The sequence below is a fragment of the Filimonas lacunae genome, from assembly GCF_002355595.1.
In the GTDB taxonomy this organism is placed as follows: domain Bacteria; phylum Bacteroidota; class Bacteroidia; order Chitinophagales; family Chitinophagaceae; genus Filimonas; species Filimonas lacunae.
Genome location: NZ_AP017422.1, coordinates 1,987,231 through 2,003,305, shown reverse-complemented (window position 1 = coordinate 2,003,305; position 16,075 = coordinate 1,987,231). Strand labels below are relative to the sequence as shown.

16 protein-coding genes are annotated in these 16,075 nt (G+C 44.2%); 8 read left to right on the top strand and 8 right to left on the bottom strand.

Annotated features, from left to right (window positions below; genetic code table 11):
• Nucleotides 1-67 precede the first annotated feature (67 nt).
• Both FLA_RS08060 and FLA_RS08055 read right to left on the bottom strand, forming a co-directional pair.
• Entirely contained in the window at nucleotides 68-910 is an 843-nt protein-coding gene (locus FLA_RS08060) for a FecR family protein (protein WP_076381229.1), read from the bottom strand.
• Nucleotides 911-1,011: 101 nt separating this feature from the next.
• Nucleotides 1,012-1,581: an RNA polymerase sigma factor gene (locus tag FLA_RS08055; protein ID WP_076381230.1), complete on the bottom strand. Its 570-nt coding sequence runs from the start codon at nucleotides 1,579-1,581 to the stop codon at nucleotides 1,012-1,014.
• Between the two features lie 143 nt (nucleotides 1,582-1,724).
• Between FLA_RS08055 and FLA_RS08050 the strand changes: the two genes are divergently transcribed.
• From FLA_RS08050 to FLA_RS08020, 7 genes are all read left to right on the top strand, one after another.
• Complete coding sequence (locus tag FLA_RS08050) at nucleotides 1,725-2,405, top strand: response regulator transcription factor (RefSeq protein ID WP_076381231.1); 681 nt, start codon at nucleotides 1,725-1,727, stop codon at nucleotides 2,403-2,405.
• Nucleotides 2,405-3,763, top strand: a complete 1,359-nt coding sequence (locus FLA_RS08045; RefSeq protein WP_076381232.1) for a HAMP domain-containing sensor histidine kinase — start codon at nucleotides 2,405-2,407, stop codon at nucleotides 3,761-3,763. The genes FLA_RS08050 and FLA_RS08045 overlap by 1 nt, the downstream gene beginning before the upstream one ends.
• Nucleotides 3,764-4,116: 353 nt before the next feature.
• Nucleotides 4,117-5,364, top strand: a complete 1,248-nt coding sequence (locus FLA_RS08040) for a TolC family protein (protein ID WP_076381233.1) — start codon at nucleotides 4,117-4,119, stop codon at nucleotides 5,362-5,364.
• Nucleotides 5,365-5,374: 10 nt separating this feature from the next.
• Entirely contained in the window at nucleotides 5,375-6,430 is a 1,056-nt protein-coding gene (locus FLA_RS08035) for an efflux RND transporter periplasmic adaptor subunit (RefSeq protein ID WP_076381234.1), read from the top strand.
• A gap of 12 nt (nucleotides 6,431-6,442) precedes the next feature.
• Complete coding sequence (locus FLA_RS08030) at nucleotides 6,443-6,742, top strand: DUF190 domain-containing protein (protein WP_076381235.1); 300 nt, start codon at nucleotides 6,443-6,445, stop codon at nucleotides 6,740-6,742.
• 2 nt (nucleotides 6,743-6,744) lie between these two features.
• Entirely contained in the window at nucleotides 6,745-9,879 is a 3,135-nt protein-coding gene (locus FLA_RS08025) for an efflux RND transporter permease subunit (RefSeq protein ID WP_076381236.1), read from the top strand.
• Between the two features lie 507 nt (nucleotides 9,880-10,386).
• The gene (locus FLA_RS08020) at nucleotides 10,387-11,007 is read left to right on the top strand and encodes a hypothetical protein (RefSeq protein ID WP_076381237.1); all 621 of its coding nucleotides are present in this window, start codon (nucleotides 10,387-10,389) and stop codon (nucleotides 11,005-11,007) included.
• 42 nt (nucleotides 11,008-11,049) lie between these two features.
• Here FLA_RS08020 and FLA_RS08015 read toward each other — a convergent pair whose 3' ends face one another.
• Genes FLA_RS08015 through FLA_RS08000 form a run of 4 tightly spaced genes read right to left on the bottom strand, consistent with a single transcriptional unit; the run spans nucleotide 11,050 to nucleotide 13,735 of the window.
• The gene (locus tag FLA_RS08015; RefSeq protein ID WP_076381238.1) at nucleotides 11,050-11,727 is read right to left on the bottom strand and encodes a response regulator transcription factor; all 678 of its coding nucleotides are present in this window, start codon (nucleotides 11,725-11,727) and stop codon (nucleotides 11,050-11,052) included.
• Between the two features lie 11 nt (nucleotides 11,728-11,738).
• Complete coding sequence (locus tag FLA_RS08010) at nucleotides 11,739-12,548, bottom strand: sensor histidine kinase (protein WP_076381239.1); 810 nt, start codon at nucleotides 12,546-12,548, stop codon at nucleotides 11,739-11,741.
• Nucleotides 12,521-13,177: a hypothetical protein gene (locus FLA_RS31420; protein ID WP_076381240.1), complete on the bottom strand. Its 657-nt coding sequence runs from the start codon at nucleotides 13,175-13,177 to the stop codon at nucleotides 12,521-12,523. Before FLA_RS31420 ends, FLA_RS08010 begins: the two co-directional genes overlap by 28 nt.
• A complete protein-coding gene (locus FLA_RS08000) occupies nucleotides 13,178-13,735 on the bottom strand; it encodes a hypothetical protein (protein ID WP_076381241.1) in 558 nt (185 codons plus the stop codon).
• A 306-nt stretch (nucleotides 13,736-14,041) separates the two neighbouring features.
• Here FLA_RS08000 and FLA_RS07995 point away from each other — a divergent pair, with 306 nt between their 5' ends.
• Nucleotides 14,042-14,695 (top strand): hypothetical protein, encoded by a 654-nt coding sequence (locus FLA_RS07995; protein ID WP_076381242.1) that lies wholly within the window; start codon nucleotides 14,042-14,044, stop codon nucleotides 14,693-14,695.
• A gap of 57 nt (nucleotides 14,696-14,752) precedes the next feature.
• Here the strand turns inward: FLA_RS07995 and FLA_RS07990 are convergent, their stop codons facing one another.
• Both FLA_RS07990 and FLA_RS07985 read right to left on the bottom strand, forming a co-directional pair.
• Nucleotides 14,753-15,232, bottom strand: coding sequence for a hypothetical protein (locus FLA_RS07990; RefSeq protein WP_076381243.1), 480 nt, complete (start codon nucleotides 15,230-15,232; stop codon nucleotides 14,753-14,755).
• A 312-nt stretch (nucleotides 15,233-15,544) separates the two neighbouring features.
• Complete coding sequence (locus tag FLA_RS07985; protein ID WP_076381244.1) at nucleotides 15,545-15,952, bottom strand: DUF1842 domain-containing protein; 408 nt, start codon at nucleotides 15,950-15,952, stop codon at nucleotides 15,545-15,547.
• Nucleotides 15,953-16,075 lie beyond the last annotated feature (123 nt).

Genomic DNA, 16,075 nt, shown 5'->3' with positions numbered 1-16,075 from the left:
GAGTTATAACAATAGTTTGCCTTACCGCCTGTTGGCAGCAGATTACAGAACACCTGTGATTAAATGTTTAATGAATGGTATTGCCCGTTAACTGGTTAAGCACCTCCAGGTTCTTTTCCAGTGGCTGTGTAAAGTACCAGGTTAACGAAACCCGTGTATTCCATTTTACACCTTCCGTATTTAATTGTACATGATAATATCTTTCTATTCGCGTAACCAGCTCGCTTAACGATACATCCAGTAACCGCACTTCCTCCTGCAACCACCAGTCAGCAGGCATAGCCATCATTCTGGCCACTGCATTCACCTGTTTATGGGTAGTGCTTACCTGTTCACCACCATGCACCACCACGCGTTGCTCGTTACTACGTAAAGCCACGCTACCCTCTTTTACAGCCAGATCAATATCTACTGTGTCTTTTCTTTCCAATGTAAACGCAGTACCCAGCACCTGCACTTCCTGACTATTCACATTCACCTGGAAAGGATGGTCTTTATCTTTTGTTACTTCAAAAAAAGCAGTACCCTTATCCAACAACACCGACCGGTGACGGGTAAACTGCGGATATAAGCGCACCACTGAATGTGGCGCCAGCCATATTACCGAGCTATCGGACAGTATCACCTTCTTATTTTCATTATTACTGGCTATAGTGTTCCATTCCGCTACAGGCGCCAGTTTGGTATTCACCCACACCTGCCTGGCCACAATGGTTACCAGTATAGCGGCGGCAGCACCGGATACAATATATACCACACGCCTGCCCAAACTGGCCGAAGCATTCATGCGTTGATGAATAGCACTCAGCAGCTCCTCCTTTTTTTCAACCGGTAATGTATCAGGGTTATCCCATGCCTTTTGCCAAAGCTTATCTATACCAGTGCCACGCTTACGTCCTTTCCACATCATGAAAGAAATATCTTTAATGAAGTGACGCTGGCAGAGAAAATAAGTACCAGAGAAAAATGCGAGTTAACAATTAGTTCATATTGCTTCGAAAAAAGAGCGGCTTACAGGAAGAATGTGTTTACCTGCTGCATAATTTTTACAATACGCTGGCCGGCGGTATGCAATTGATTTTTTACCGTTTGTTCAGATAAATCCAGTTCAGAAGCAATTTCCTTTACACTTAAAGCTTCTTCATTACGCATTACATATATCCTCCCCATTTGAACAGGCAATCGCTTAATAGCCTGCTGCCATAGCTGGTTCAGTTGCTTATACTGGTAATGATCGTTAGGCTGGCAAGTATCTTCCTGTGTGTCGGGTGGCGTTTCGGCGGGATGGTATTTTTTGCGTTTTAATTTACGCTGATGGTCAATAATGCTGTTTTGCACTATCGTATATAAGTAGTTTTTAAAAGAAGTATGCACATCAATGCTACTACGCTTATCCCACAGTTTAATAAACACTTCCTGCAACACATCTTCCGCATCATGCTCATCCTGGAGCCTGAAGCGGATATAAGTGATCACGGGGTCTGCAAATTGATGAAAAAGCAAATCAAAAGCGGCCTTATCGCTCTTTTTCAATCGCAGCAGTAATGATTGTTCGTCCGGAAAACCTTCGGGAGAATACATACCTCAAAGCTTATTAAACATCAACGGGGATTAAACCAAACACCAGCGCAATTTGCACCCGGTATGTTAATTTTTTGTAAACGCATAATTAACTTATCGTGAAAGAGGGTATTTAGTTACTTTGTACACAAATAATATCCGCTGTGAAAATCCTGGTAGTGGAAGATGAGCAACGCGTTGCCGAATTGATCAAAAGAGGTTTGGAAGAGCATCTTTTTACGGTAGAACTCGCCTACGACGGTAACCTGGGTAAGAAAATGGCCCTCCAATTCGATTATGATGCCGTAATTATGGATGTAATTCTGCCGCAGCTCAATGGTATTGACCTGTGTAAGGTAGTGCGGGCAGCCAAACCCCATCTGCCCATTATTATGCTCACCGCCCTGGGCACTACCGACGATAAGGTAGAAGGCCTGGATGCCGGGGCCGACGATTACCTGGTAAAACCATTCGATTTTCGCGAGCTGATGGCCCGCCTGCGCACCGTTACCAAACGCCACCAGCAACCGGGCAGCAACAATGGCACAAAATTAACCATTGCCGACCTGGTGCTGAATCCCTTAACCATGACGGCCAACCGGGCAGGCAACGAAATAAACCTCACCCCTAAAGAGTTTAAGCTGCTGGAATATATGATGAAAAACAGCGGACGCGTGTTAAGCCGTACTGAAATAGCCGAAAAAGTATGGGACACTATTTTCGACACCGGCACCAATTTCATTGATGTATATATTAATTACCTCCGCAAGAAAATAGATAGAGATTACGACACCCGTCTTATTCACACCAAGCCCGGTGTTGGCTTTATATTAAAAGAAGGATAATGAAAATAAGGCTAAGGCTTACCCTGCTGTTTACATTTTTGTTTGCGGCCATACTGCTGGCCTTTGCATTAATTATCAACTTCTCCTATTCCGAAAACCGGGAAGAAAAGTTTTACAAACGCCTGCAGCAACGCGCTATTACCCAGGCCAACCTGTTGCTGGATGCCGGTGTGCATCCCAGCGTGTTGCAGTTAATTTACCGCAACGCCCTTAACGAAGAAGAAGTAGCCGTTTTCGATACTGCTTTCAACCTTATTTATCACGATGGGCCGGATATTGATAAGGTAAAGGAAACCCCGCAAATGATGAACAACATCCTGCACAAGGGCGAAATACGTTTTCATATCAACCGCGAGCAGGCCGTAGGCTTCTTATACCACCACAAAGGCAAAACATATATTATTACCGCCGCCGCAGCCGACGAATGGGGCCTGCGCAAACTGCAAAACCTGCAAAACACACTGATAGTGGGCTTTATAGCTTCTATTATCCTTACACTGGTAGCTGGCAGGTTCTTTTCCAAAAAAGCATTAAGCCCGGTATCAGATATGATTGAAAAAGTAGAAGACATTACCGCCACCAACCTGCATCTGCGCGTGCCGGAAGGCAATGGTAAAGATGAAATTGCCGAGCTGGCCATCACTTTCAACCACATGCTTAACCGCCTGGAAAACTCGTTCGAAGCCCAGAAACAATTTGTATCTAATATATCACACGAACTGCGCACCCCCTTAGCCACTATTATAACCGAGCTGGAACTATCTACCATTAAACCCCGCACAGCCGAAGATTATAAAGCCACTATTGCACTGGCACTGGCCGATGCACGCAAACTGGCAAGGTTAAGCAACGATTTACTCGACTTTGCCAAAGCCAGCTACGACCAGGCCGAAATTACCTTTAAACCCCTGCGGGTAGATGAGCTGTTGCTGGATGCGCGCATGCAGGTAATTAAAGCCAACAGCAATTACCAGGTGAGTATAGAATTTAAAGAAGAGATAGAAAACGATGAGCTCATTACCCTTAACGGTAACGAATACCTGCTAAAAGTGGCCTTTGCCAACCTGATGGAAAACGGCTGCAAATTCAGTAGCAACCACCAGTGTAAAGTAACCATACACTCCACCGGCAAAAACATTACGGCCCATTTTTCCGATACCGGCATAGGTATTGACCTTAACGAGCTGCCGCACATATTCAAAGCCTTTTACCGGGGCAGCAATAAAACCCATGCACAGGGCAACGGCATTGGCCTGTCGCTTACCGAACGCATTATTAAACTGCACAACGGACACATTGCGGTGCAATCGCAACTACAAAAAGGTACCGTGTTTGCCGTGCAGCTACCCCACCTGTAAAAAAGCATTGATCACATAAAAATGTGCATTCGCCCCCGTAAGCGCCCTGCTTACGGGCAAAAAACAGCTGCTCTAATAATTTTCTAATAACATTCTATAAATCCTCTAACAGCCTTCCGCAACCCGCCCGCTTACATTTGCTGGTGGTAATTCAATAACTAAATCCCAACTTCCGTATCGCCCGCATTGGACATAAAACAGGCGTGTACCCCGGCATTTGTTAGTTTTTGCAGTTATACCCGCATGATTAGCCTGTCCATACATTTTTAATGCGCATTTAAGCGCTGTAAATGAACCAGTTAAGGTTTCAATGGTTAACGTAACATCATTAAAGCAGTTTTTGAAATAACAGTATGCAGAAAAAACTCCTGGTAACCCTTGTGTGTGGTTTGGGTATGCTCCCTGCTTTGCAGGCGCAAAATAACCTCACCCTGCAACAGGCGCTACACGCGGCAAGAAGCAATAACCCTTTTCTGAAGCCTGCGGCACTGGACACCTCCATTGCACAGTCGGATGTAATTACCGCTGGTTTAAGGCCCAATCCCACCTTAAATAACCAGACATTGCAAAACGCCAGCTCCAAACACTTCGCCCCCAACACTAAGTTTTACGAACCGGAAAACAGGCAGGTATGGTGGCAGGTAACCAAGCAATTCAATATGTCGGGCCAGCGCAAATACCGGCAGGAAGTGGCCACTAAAAACGCCGCTATTGCCGGGAAAGACTACGCCAACACCGAAAGGGATGTATTGCTGGATGCCGGTAACAAATGGTTAGATGTATGGTACCACAGCAAAAACCTGCAACTGCTGCAGGAAGCAAAAAGCAATATCGACAGCCTGGTGCAAACACAGGAACTGCGCCTGAAAAACCAGGTCATCAGCAGCAACGAGTTAACGCGTACACAGTTGTTAAGCGAGCAATACCAGTTGCAACTGAAAACATCGCAGCAGAATTTTAAAAACGAACTGCAAAACCTGAAACTGGCCACAGGCGATGCCAACGCAGGCATTGACACCACCGATGCACTGGCCTATTTTGCCATCAACCAGCAGGTAGATAGTTTAATACACTTATCCTTTCACCAGCGCCCCGATTTACAAAGCGCCCAATTAAGCATTGATGCTGCACAAAGCAACATCAAACTGCAACATGCCTTATCCAAACCCGTTCCGGAAATGGGTGTTATTTATAACCCGCAAAACACCGTGCAATACGTAGGTTTTTACGGCACTATAGACCTGCCTTTCTTTAGCAGAAACCAGGGTGAGATTAAAAAATCTAAAATCACCCTGCAACAATCGCAGCAAAGCTTCACCGCCCTGCAGCAACAGGTAAGCACCGAAGTGCAAACCGTATACGCATCCTGGCAGGTAAGCAAAGAAAACGTGCAGCACTACGAAAACATTTTACAAAAAGCCACACAGGTATTAACCTCTGTTAAATATGCTTATACAAGAGGTGGCACCACCATTATCGATTTCCTCGATGCACAACGCACCTGGTTCGATACGCAGAAAATGTATTACGATGCTGTATACGAATACCGCCAGAATTACCTGCAATTATTACACGCAACCGGATTGATTACTCAATTATAAAAAGCCTTTCATGAAAAGAATAGTTACATATGTATTACTAACCGGCGCTTCTGCAACACTGTTCTCCTGCGGCTCACACGAAACGGCCAAACAACCGGCTGCTGCTAAAGTACAGGTAACAGACAGCGGGCGCACCGTACAGTTTCCGCCCGACAGCACCACCCTGCATTTTTTCGGCACCGAAAAAATAGGCTCTACCAGCATGAGCGCCCAACTGAATGCGCCTGCCCGCGTGGCCGCCACCGTAGTGCACTCCAGCGAAAACCCATCGCAAAATTTAGTACTGTTCGAAAATCCCGAATTAACAGCCAACTATACTTCCCTGTTACAGCACATTATCAGCATTCGCGAAAAAGGCAGCATCATACAACAGAAAAAATCCATCGCTACACAAAAGCAGATTGAAGTAGACCGCTTTACCGATCTGGCCAATCATGGTGCAGGAACCGGTAAAGATGTATCAGATGCCAAAACCGATTTAATAGGTGCGCAAACAGATATAGCCATTGCACAAAACGATCTGGCTAACGAAAAAACAGCGGTGATAGAACACGAAACCCGTTTAAAACTGGCAGGCTTTAATCCCGAATCGCTAATACACGCCAGTGCCGATAAGGTATGGGTGATATGCGACATTCCCGAAAGCCAGGTAAACAATATTAAAACCAGCAGCACCTGTCAGCTGCACTTTACCTCCTACCCCAATCAAACTTTTACCGGCACAATTGAAAGTGTAGGCGAAGTGGTAGACAATATCACCCGCATGGTAAAACTGCGTATAGGTTTACCTAACCTCAACAACCAGCTGCGTGCAGGCATGTTTGCTTCTGTATCCTTTGGTGTAAGTGAAGGCAACAACCTGTCAGTACCTAAAAGCGCACTAATTACCGTGCAGGGTAAAAACTATGTGTTTGTAAAAACAAACGCTACCACCTTCACCCGTAAAGAAGTATTATCCGGCACACAAATCAACGACCGGGTAATCATCTACGGCGGTGTGCAGGCGGGCGATGAAGTAGTAACCGATGGCACCATGCAGTTAAAAGGCATTTCATTTGGCTATTAAACCACACTAACCATGTTACAGGCACAGATATATATCGACAAAAGCGATTTCCATGGCTCACAGCCGTTGTACGAGTTTGTAATGCAGTTTTTACTAATTAATCATGTGAACGGAGCCACTGCCCTCACCGGCATTATGGGCTTTGGCCATCACCAGCAAATGAAACGCCCCAACGAGCTGTTCTCGTTTGATGAACCGCCCGTGGTAATCACATTTGTTGATGAAGCCGACAAAGTAAAAGATGTATTAACGCGTTTAAGACACGAATACAAAGGCGGCTTAATTATTACTCATCCAGTAGATCTATTCTAAGCATGATCCGTAACATACTTATATTCTCGCTGCGCAACCGCTGGGCTGTTATCATAGCCGCCGTGGTAATATCAGCTATAGGCTATTTCTGCTTTACACAGCTGAAAATAGAAGCCTATCCCGATATCGCAGATACCAACGTAATAGTAGTGGCGCCCTACGACGGGCGCGCCGCTGAAGAAGTAGAGCAGCAGGTAACCATACCTATTGAAAGGGCATTGAATAACGTGCCCGGTGTGCAGGACAGAAGAAGCCGTACCATATTTGGCCTGAGCGTAGTGCAGCTTACTTTTAAAGATGGAACCGACGACTACTTTGCACGGCAACAGGTAATAGAGCGCCTGAGTTCATTGCAACTGCCCGATGGCGTTACACCCGAACTGGCTCCCTTAACCACTGCCGTTGGTGAAATTTACAGATACGTGGTAGAAGCCCCTGCCACATTTACCCCGATGCAATTAAGGGACCTGCAGGACTGGGTGATACGCCCGGCCATATTGCAGGTTCCCGGCATTGCAGACGTTACCAACTTTGGCGGCCCCATGAAGCAGTATCACATATTGACTTCACCCGCCAAACTGCGTAAATACAGCCTTACCCTGCAAAACGTGGTAGACGCTGTTCAAAAAAACAACCTCAACACCGGCGGTAACGTAATAGAAAGAGGTGGCCAGGGTTTTGCCGTGCGCGGCCTGGGTGCTGTGAAATCGGAAAAGGATATTCAAAACATAGTGCTTACCGCTGTAAACGGTGTGCCCGTGTATGTAAAAGATGTTGCGTCGGTAGAAATATTGCCGCCACCACCATCCGGTGTGTTAGGCTATGCCATACCGGGCGAAGGCATTGACAAAGTAGGTTCGCCCGAAGGCATCATCCTGTTACGCCGTGGCGAAAACCCCAGCGATGCCTTAAAATTGTTAAAAGAAAAAATAGCCGATCTTACCGCTACCGAACTACCCGAAGGTGTGAAACTGCGCGTGCTGTACGATAGAAGCTTTTTAATTGATCACTCCCTCGAAACCGTTGCCCACACCCTGTTTACCGGTGTAAGCATCGTAATTATTGTATTAATATTCTTCCTGGGCAGCGTGCGCTCTGCACTGGTAGTAACCGCTACCATTCCCTTTGCACTGCTGTTCGCATTTATATTAATGCGCATGTCCGGCATCCCCGCCAACCTGCTTTCGTTAGGCGCTATCGACTTTGGTATTATTGTAGACGGCGCCTGTATTATGGCCGAACACCTGATAAGGCGCTACCGTAATGCCACTGCCGAAGAAAAGAAAAGCGGCATTGGCGGCATAACCCTGCTGGCCGCACAGGAAGTAGGCCGCGAGATTTTCTTCTCCGTAACCATCATCATATTAGCCTATACGCCTATTTTAATGATGACCCGTGTAGAAGGCAAGCTGTTCTCCCCTATGGCGCTGACATTAGGCTTTGCCGTAATTGGCGCTATGATATGCGCCTTAACCCTGATACCGGTGTTAATTTCTTTCGCTTATAAAAAAGCCTTATCATCCGATAAGCCTATGAAAGAGCATAAGAACCCGGTAATGGATATGATGGAGAAGCCGTACGAAAAATCATTACACTTCTTCCTCAAATACTACAAGCAAACAGCCCTTATAGGCGGTATTATAGTAATAATATTAATAGGCTTTGGCGGAAAACTGGGAACCGAGTTCTTACCAGAATTAGACGAAGGCTCTATTTTCATGCGCGCCTTCCTGCCCTCTGGTGTAACCATACAGGAAAACGCCAAAATAGCACCTAAAATTCGCGAGATCATCGCCAAATACCCGCCCATCCGCTACGTAATTACACAAAGCGGACGCAACGACGATGGCACCGATCCATTCCCGGCCAACCGTACCGAAATACTGGTAGGCCTGAAAGAATACAAACTATGGAGCGATACCATTACCAAAAAAGAACTGGTGCGCCGCATACAGTCCGACCTGGAACGCAACATCCCTGGCGCTTCTTTCAACAGCGGCCAGCCTATCATTGACCAGGTAATGGAAATTGTAACCGGTAGTGCCGCCGACCTCGCTATCTCTGTTGTAGGGGAAGACCTGGAAATGATGCGCGTAAAAGCCGACAGCATAGCCGCTATTGTAAAAGGCACCCAGGGCGCCTCTTCTGTAAACATTGAGCAGGAAGGCCGCCAGGCACAACTCGCCATCAACATTAACCGCGAAAACGCAGCCCGTTTTGGCATTAATGTAAGCGATATACAAGCCATGATAGAAACCGCCATCGGGGGTAAAGCCGTAGGCACCTTGTACGACGGCACCAAACGCTACGATATAGTAGTACGTTACCTGCCCGACAACCGCAACAATATCGAAGCCATTAAAGCCATGCAGGTACCATCCGCCACAGGCGCATTGATACCTATGGAGCAACTGGCCGATGTGTCGTTTGTAGATGGTCAAACCAACATTTACCGCATTGATGGCAAACGAATGATTACCGTACGTACCAATGTACGCGGTCGCGACCAGGGCTCTTTTGTTGCTGAGCTACAGGACAAAATAGGTAAAGCCATTAAAGTGCCCAAAGGCTACTCTATCATCTACGGTGGACAATACGAAAACCTGGAACGCGCCGGCAAACAACTGCTGTTTACCATCCCACTTACTATTGTTATCGTATTCGTGTTCCTGTTTATGCTGTTTAAAAGCATGAACGACACCTTTGTAACCATGAGCTGTATCCTGTTTGCACTGGCAGGCGGTATTATTGCCCTGTTTATAAGAGGTTACCACTTTAACGTAAGTGCAGGCGTAGGCTTCGTATCCATCTTTGGTATATCCGTAATGGCAGGCGTAATGCTGGTATCCGGTCTGAACCGGGAGTTTTACCAGAACCCTGCCGATCCAAGGGCAGCCGTACACAAAGTAGCAGCCGATCAGTTCCGTGCTATCTTAATGATGCTGATTGTGGCCATTATCGGCCTTATCCCGGCTGCCATCAGCTCCGGCATAGGTTCCGATGTGCAACGCCCGTTAGCCACTGTAATTATCGGCGGCTTAACCTCTACCCTGTTGTTTACACCGGTAATTGTGCCACCATTATATTACTGGGCACACCTGCGTAAAGCAGCCAAACAAAACAGGCAAAAGAAATAGTTTTTCTCTTTACTGGTTCGCAATAAAAAACGGGTCTGATACTACATCAGGCCCGTTTGCATGTATATACCAGCGCTATTACACAATTCACTGATGCTCAATAAATAATCGCCCTTCATCCTATTGAACAAAAAATAAATATTCCTTTCACATTTACTTTACCCACTAATATGTAATTTAAATCCTAACGACTTAACATATGAAAGATATCAGCTTGATACAGACTGCCCTTGTTGCATTACAAACATTAAAAAAGATTATATACTAAAACCCTCTATCTTTACCACGAAAAAAGCAAAACAGTTCCCCTAACGAATTGCCTAAACCCATTTAACCACTCATGAGAAAAAGCAAGGGCCTTTATATCGCCTTTTCTGTTTTATCATTTTCATGTTACAACTTCCATCGCAATTGCGACAACGGAACTCTCCCTGCTTTCCTAACAGCCATTCGAAAAACCAATTCAACCAGCATATAATTTATTCATTACTCCTTACATAAACAGTTATGTCCAACATCCAATTAACCTTCGTTAACGACTCAAACGACAAGAACAATTCTCAGATTGTTATCTTTCAGCAAAACCAGTCAGCCAATACAGATGCACCTTCTGTAGCCTGGAAAGTGATTAAAAATTGCGGCCAGGGCTTTTCACATCCTTTCGTGTATCCTGCTGCTTCGCAAATTGCAGCAACTGACAGCTATGGCAACATCAGCCCCCGGTTAGCCGCTGCTAGTGGCAGTGAGTTTCAGTTTGTGCTGGACGATTCAGGCCACGCCATCAGCTCCAGCAACAATGCATCCTATACACAAGATATAACCCTTAGCAACAAACTGGAAGAAGGCGCTATAAACGCCAGCATTTATAAAGATGGGCGTTTATTGGCTACCACCACTAACATTGAGCCCGGCGTAAAAGCATCCTTCAACTTTAAACCTACTATATGGGTGGGCGTAGGCTCACAAATAGAAGAAGGCTCGTTAATTAACACCAGCCTGGCATCTAAAGTAAGCACAGAGATATCTTTGGAAGGTATTAAAAGCGCCAGTATTGTAATGACTGGCGGCGGCGCAAGCTCCGATGCTGCTCCGCTAAAGTTTGAACTGGAAAATATCGTATACTCGTAAATAGACACACCCGGGAAATGAAGGTCATTTCCCGGGCTTTTACTAAATCAGGCGCACGATCTCGTTTTTAATAGCATAAATAACCAACCCGGTAACATTGCGCGATCCTGTTTTCAGCAAAAGGTTATTCCGGTGCCCGTTTACCGTTTTTACACTAATAAACAGCTTCTCCGCAATTTCTTCCGCTGTATACTGCTGGCACACCAGCTGCAACACCTCCTCTTCCCGGGCCGATATATTCACCGTTAACTTCTTGGGCTTGGTTTTCTTAGCCATATTACTTTGTATGGCCACCAGGGTGCGGCTGTTGATATAAGAGCCCTTATAATACACACTCTGAATAGCTTCATATACCTCCTGTGGGTCGCAATCTTTTACCAGGTAACCGTGTGCGCCGTTCTTCACCAGCTCAATAATAAAATTCTCATCATCATGCACCGATAAAATAAGCACCTTAATATCCGGGTACATTTCGCGTAAAGCAATAGTCACATGCAATCCATTATACTCCTTCTTATCTTTAGGAGGTAACGACAAATCCACCAGCATTACATCAGGAACAACTTCCGCAACAGCTAAACGATCAGGTAACGAATACCCGTCAGGGCTTTCAAACACTACAGCAATATCTTCCCAGTTATTCAGTATGGCTTTAATGCCTTCTCTAAACAGAAACTGGTCTTCCACAATACCTACTCTTATTGTGTCTTGTGCATCCATGGCAGCTTAAATTAGTTTTCAATGGGTAGTTCTATATACATCATAAAACCATTGGTAACACTATCATTCCCATACACAAAGCTACCTTTCAATGCATCTATGCGGGCTTCTATATTTTGAATACCCATGCCTTTGCTTACCTCATCAGTAGCCTTCAAACCCTTACCATTATCTGTAAAGCTAAACACAAGCTTGTCATTATTACAATTAAAATTTAAATCTATTGTACTTGCGCCCGCATGTTTAATAGTATTATTCGTTAACTCCATAATAATCCTGTACAACCCCAGTGTTAAAGGCCATTGTAAATCTGGCATATTACACTTTACAGTTAAACAGATATTTATTTTACCCGAAGCATTAATATTTTCTATGAAAGACTCCAGCGTTTTCATTAAACCAAACGATTCCAGCTGTGGCGGCATCAGTTGGTGACTTATCGTTCTAACACTGGTTATGGCATTCTCCGAAAGAGAGATCAGGTTTTCCAGCTTGGGAATATTTTCCGAAGCACCCGTACTACGCTGATGTTCCTTTTGCTTTAACAACACCAGGTTCATGCGTATAATAGAAAGCGCTGCACCCAGCTCGTCGTGCAGGTCCGACGCAATCCGCTTCCGTTCCTCTTCCTGTATAAGTATGTTATTACGCAGCAAATCTGTCTGATGAGCAAACTTTAAAGCAGCCTTATCCCGCTCCTGCTGGTAAATATTTTTCTGAAAATGCTCATACAACAACACAACACCTACTGCTATAATAAAAAGCACTATAGTAAAAGGAATAATAATGTCTACTATCGATATACCCGTATTTGTTTGCATAAACCAATGATGAAACAACAATACATTACTATTGACGAAAACGCATGAAACACCCAGGCATAAGCGCTAATTTTTACACTATAATATTCCATCACAAAATTTGAGAAATAGAACAATAGCAATGTAGAAGAATAATAAATAAAAATTCCAGAATTAATCCAGCCAATACTTTTTCTCACAGGTTGCGACATCCCTTCTGGCTTCTGATTTAAAAATACGATAAAAGAGAATATAGAAATAATGATGAGTAAAATGGATTCCACTGTTAATGCAGCAGAATTAAACACATGCACAGGCTGAAAGAAAACAGAATTCACTAGTGAAAACAAAAAGAATAATAGCACCATGGTAGCTATTATTCTTTTGTTAATCAAACTTTCCAATACACTTTGATAAAACCACGCTAGCAGGCAAAAGCCCACTGGCACATGAATATGCAACAAAAGCATGTTATTCATTTTCCAAAACCACAATACCAACGCTGTTAGCTGTATAATAGCTGAAAAAGCAATATATACTGCAAACACACGCACCCTGTAATCAAACTTCCGGTAATAACAAATCACCAGCAACAAAGCTGTCAACACCGGAAAATCCGAACACACTAAAAGGGTTCTGGTTAAACTCATTTATTCAGTAGGTTTTTCACAAGTATTAGGGCAAGGCGTATTCAAATCAGCTACATACAAGGTAATAGAGCCATCCTGGCTTACAGGCACACCGGCACGCCCACCATGCCTGTTTACAATAAAACCCTCTTTATTAAAAAACCTTCCAATGCCAGCCGGATACTGCGCACAAACACTATCTACCGGCTGCAAAAAGGCTTTAAAAGTAAACTTGTTACCAGGCAAGGTATCCATGCCTATATTCAAACGCACAAATGGGTGCATCCTCAACACCAGGCTATCGATAATAGTAACATCCATCCCCATAGAAGCCAGCAGATCCTGCGACCGGATAGTAAAATACCGGATGGGTATAGAATCTTTAAAATAATACCTGCATATCGAGTCGTACCGGTTTATATCTGTACGGGCATCATCCCAGGTCATCAGCACATTAGATATGCCGGGTACAGAATCACCACCGGTAGAGATAGCGCCGTTTCCACCGCTGCCATTACTGTTATTACAGGCTGCTAACACACAAATAGCAAAGCCTAACACAAAGAAGTTACTTTTCATTGCTTAGTATTTAATCGTCTTTACGCAATGTTAAATAACAAAATCAGCGCTGCAATTGCATTGCCGGCTTGCACAAGCAAAAACAGATATTTATACCTGTTCATTTTTCACAAACAGTTATTATTACCTGTTGCTAAATAACAGCTTTTACATAGCTACACAGCAAACAGGTATTTATACCCGCACTACTGCAAAAAACAAGCATAAATATGGTTTCTTATAATCACACATTTCTACGCTTACCCGCCACAGTTAGCCGATGCAACTTTGCATAGTTATTTTTTTTATCAACTAAATCTATCAATTATGTTTCCGATTCCTGTTAAAGTAACAAACGTAAAAGTGTATCCTTATTTTGAATGGCATGGCGGCGGCGTAGGCCCGGTTATTTTACCCGTTGTTGACAATGCCACAGGTAGCTATTCAGTAGGCACTCTCACCACCAACATCTTTTACAACCTCAACCTTACCGGTGGTCAGCGTACCGGCACACTGGCTGTGCATGGCCGCTATTTTGCTACCGGAGAAACAGAAGATGGCTCACCATTCACTACCCATTGGATGTATTGCCTTAACAACAGCGATAGCCCAACATTTGGCCTTACAGTAAACATGCGTCCCGGTAACACCTTCCCTACACCTGCCCCTATTGCCACACCACCTTATATAGTGCTGTCGGCCTTAACCGATATAACAGTAAGCCAGGTGTTTCCTCCGCCGGCAATAGGCCAAACATTGCTTATTACCAACGGCACGGGCAACATCATTGCCACCCAGGTAGGCACCCCACACGAAACAGGCGTTGAAATAACCACTGGCACTCGTGTAAGCCATCTTATTGTAGGTTCTAAAAACGTCATTATCACAGGCAAAAACAAAGATGGCAGCCTGGTAACCCTGGGCGGTTTAACGTGTATAAGTGTAGATGAACCAGCAGTATTCCTGCGTGAGTTAGTGTAAACAACAACCCCTCTGAATAAAAAGGTTCCGGCAATTGCCGGAACCTTTTACATATATTTAGTTGGACTCCTCATCCTTAAACTTAAAAAAACGCTGCATCCGCGTCATCAAAATTTCATGTGAGATGTCTTCTGCAATATCATCTACATCCATTTCGTTATTATACTCAATCCCTTCCTCACCTTCAACCGCTTCGGCCAAAGCTATCTCCCCCTGTAAAAAATTAAGACCTTTCACGCAAATATCCTGCATACGTTCAGCATAATCCACCTCGTCAATCATTTCAGAAAAGCTTTCGTAAGGAGATAAATCAACATCGAAAACCTGTGCAAAGGCAACCCCAAATTGCTCCAGCTCCTTTCGCTCTTTGGCATAAAAGGGATCACACATATCAAACGCTATACTACCATCCCTATGGCTGGCATACATAAAGCGAACAAAAATGTAAAAATCTTCTGCTGTGCCAGACCACGGCACTTTTTGCGAACTCGCAGATGCGACAAATTCTTTTCTCCATTCGTCGAAAACTGGTAACATTTCCTAATATTTAAATATGATCTCCTGCAATAGACAGGAAACAGTCTTTCATAAATATTGGAAATAGCAAGTAGTCTGTTAGTAGAAAATCACTATCAGAAAAACTAAAATACTCATTTCACTTCATCTATACAAAAATTTGTAACCAAATATAACTTAGTACCTATCCCATAAAAAACAACCTTACCCGCATGCAAATAAAAGAGATATTAAAAACCCTGAAACCCAACTGCTCAAAAAAATATAAAATCCCCCGGACAGCAAGCGCATCCGGAGGATAACAGAATAAAAAAATAAATGATCAGGAAAAGCCTAACAATTGCCGCTTTTCACCGGTACGTTTTTAATAACGTGGCAGCCATACTCAAAATTACCCGTGCCATCCCAGCTGTTTTCCACTAACATATTAGCCGAAAACTTCAACTGGTACACACACAATGCCGGCGGTGTGCAGTACTGCAGATAATCGCCGCTGATAGCAATGGATTTGGTAACCTTAGCGCCAAATACAAACTCCTGTATGGTGCCGGTTACATTTACACGAATGTCGGAATTAGGACCGGCAATAGCCTGCGTAATATGTACAATACCTGTAACCTTTCCATTGGTAGGATCTACCAGTAAAGAATAATGTACAAGAGGGGCGCCGGGGGTTCCCTGATTACCCATGATACCACAGGCGCGATACAGATCTGCTAATGCATTGGTTGGTGCTGACATAATATAAATTTTTATGTTCACAAAGCAACAACATACCACCAGCCTTATCTAGTGCAGAAATATGCGTTTTTCAAAACAGGTATTTATACCCGGCAACAGGTAATTATAAGCCTTTGCTATATA